A 1,860-nucleotide genomic window follows, 5' to 3' on the forward strand; every position below is an offset into this window, starting at 1 on the left:
GTGCATTCGTTTTTGCTTATATTGAGTACTTCTGTGTGCATTTTTATAACAGTTTTACCCTTCCGTTAAAATCTGAAACTTGTTGAAAGATAAGGGTACCATCCTTCTTCAGAGTAAGCTGCTATTATTTTAATAACTGCCAGCCTTGCCGGCGCAACATAAAAACCTGCCCCGGTGCCGTTGTGCCATTTATCCGAGCTTTGTCCGTTTTCCCAAACCCGGCCTATATCATAAAATCCTATAACGCCTATCTGGCCGGGAACAATATAACTGGCAAAATCGCTCAATTTTATGCGCAGCTCCAGGTTATTATAAAAACTATGCTGGCCGGCAAACCTGTATAGCCTGTAACCTAATAAATTATCCTGTCCGCCTAAAAATAACGACTGGTAAAAGGCCGTTTTGCCAATGGTAATACCGCCACCTACCCTATCGGCTAAAACAATAGAGCTTTTAGCGTTCAGGCTTTTATATAAAGCAACCTGGGGTATTAGCTGGGCAAAACTTGTGGAGTTATTGTTTAAGCCATTAAACTCCTGAAGTTTAATATTTACAAAGCTTCCCCAGGCTGGGAGCACTTTATCATTGCGCTTATCATTGGTAAAGTTAACAACTATACCGGCATGCATTTTAGTTTTATCAAAGGTATAACTGTCGGGTGCGTTTGTCAGTAACGGATATGTAATAAATCGGCCCGTATTGTCATCAATATTTAATTTATAGTACTGAAACGCAGGGCCTACCGTTACAGAAGTGCCCGATTCGTTACGCCACCTGAAAGCCGGGCTAAACGTAAGATTAGTGAAGCGGGTGCGGTGATATTTACGATAGTCGCCAATCTTGATAAACTGAGTTTCGTTACCCCTTCCAAAAAAGTTGATATTGTCCGGATAGTCAAACTGGACATTCATTAAATAGTCGGCTTTACCAAAAGCATGGATCCACTCACCGCTGTAACTAAATTTGAAAGCCTTTGTACTGAAAGAATGACTGGCAAATACGGTTTGCACATCATTATAAGGCAGCTTTTGAAAACCTTCCTGGTGGGTATATTTAAAACCGGCACCAAATAATACACCTTCATCAGGGTTATAGGAGATATTGGCAAGCGGCGCTATCACGTTCATGAGGTTGACCCGCAGAAATGAGGTGTTAGCGCTGTCCTTGCTTATATGTTTGTTAACTTTTGATTCATCCCCGGTTATACTGAGCTTCTTGCCCCTGTCGTACAGTTGTACCGTGTTAAGCGATTTTACAATATTGTACGTTTGGGTACCGGTACTATCAATAAACCGCAGTTTAATTGGCGATGTGGCGTTATCAAGGACCACTTTATCATCGCCGCCGCTTACCTAAATGCGGAGTTCTTTTGTGATATCCGGGTGATAATTCTGGTTCATGAGGGTATCCTTAACCTCGCCATTTTTGTTGATCTTATTGATGACCACATTGAGGCTGCCATTGGGCTCGTCCTTTACGGTTACCAGCTCGTTTTTATTTGAGGTGTGGATATCAACTATTTTGTTGATGAACTTGTAGTAATACTCCATTTCGGCCGGGATATTGGCGCGACGCTCTTTCAGCTGTTTCAGCAACACATCATGCCTCAGCTTGTACGATGACTCAGGCAATCGCCTTAAACCCGCCTCCAGTACCTCATCAGTCTCGGCAGCAACAAAATCATTCACGATTTTTGTCCATTGTTCATGGCTGTATTGTACAGATGGCCACCTTTGCATAAACATGGTTTTCCATAAGGAATATTTTACGCTGTAAATTTCACCGCTAAAACCCTGAAGGTTCGGCGCGATCCATGGCTGCGCTGCTATGGTTGGTAGTACTCCCTGGTTAGTATAAAAT

1 protein-coding gene and 1 pseudogene are annotated in these 1,860 nt (G+C 42.5%); both read right to left on the reverse strand.

Translation table 11 applies throughout. The annotated features are described in order from the left end of the window. Positions 1 to 65: 65 nt before the first annotated feature. Positions 66 to 1,331, reverse strand: a complete 1,266-nt coding sequence (locus VF500_RS18990) for a BamA/TamA family outer membrane protein (protein ID WP_330861190.1) — start codon at positions 1,329 to 1,331, stop codon at positions 66 to 68. 21 nt (positions 1,332 to 1,352) lie between these two features. Beyond that, positions 1,353 to 1,860: pseudogene (locus tag VF500_RS18995) on the reverse strand (hypothetical protein); the annotation flags it as partial.

Origin of the sequence: Mucilaginibacter sp., from assembly GCF_036383575.1 — a bacterium.
In the GTDB taxonomy this organism is placed as follows: domain Bacteria; phylum Bacteroidota; class Bacteroidia; order Sphingobacteriales; family Sphingobacteriaceae; genus Mucilaginibacter.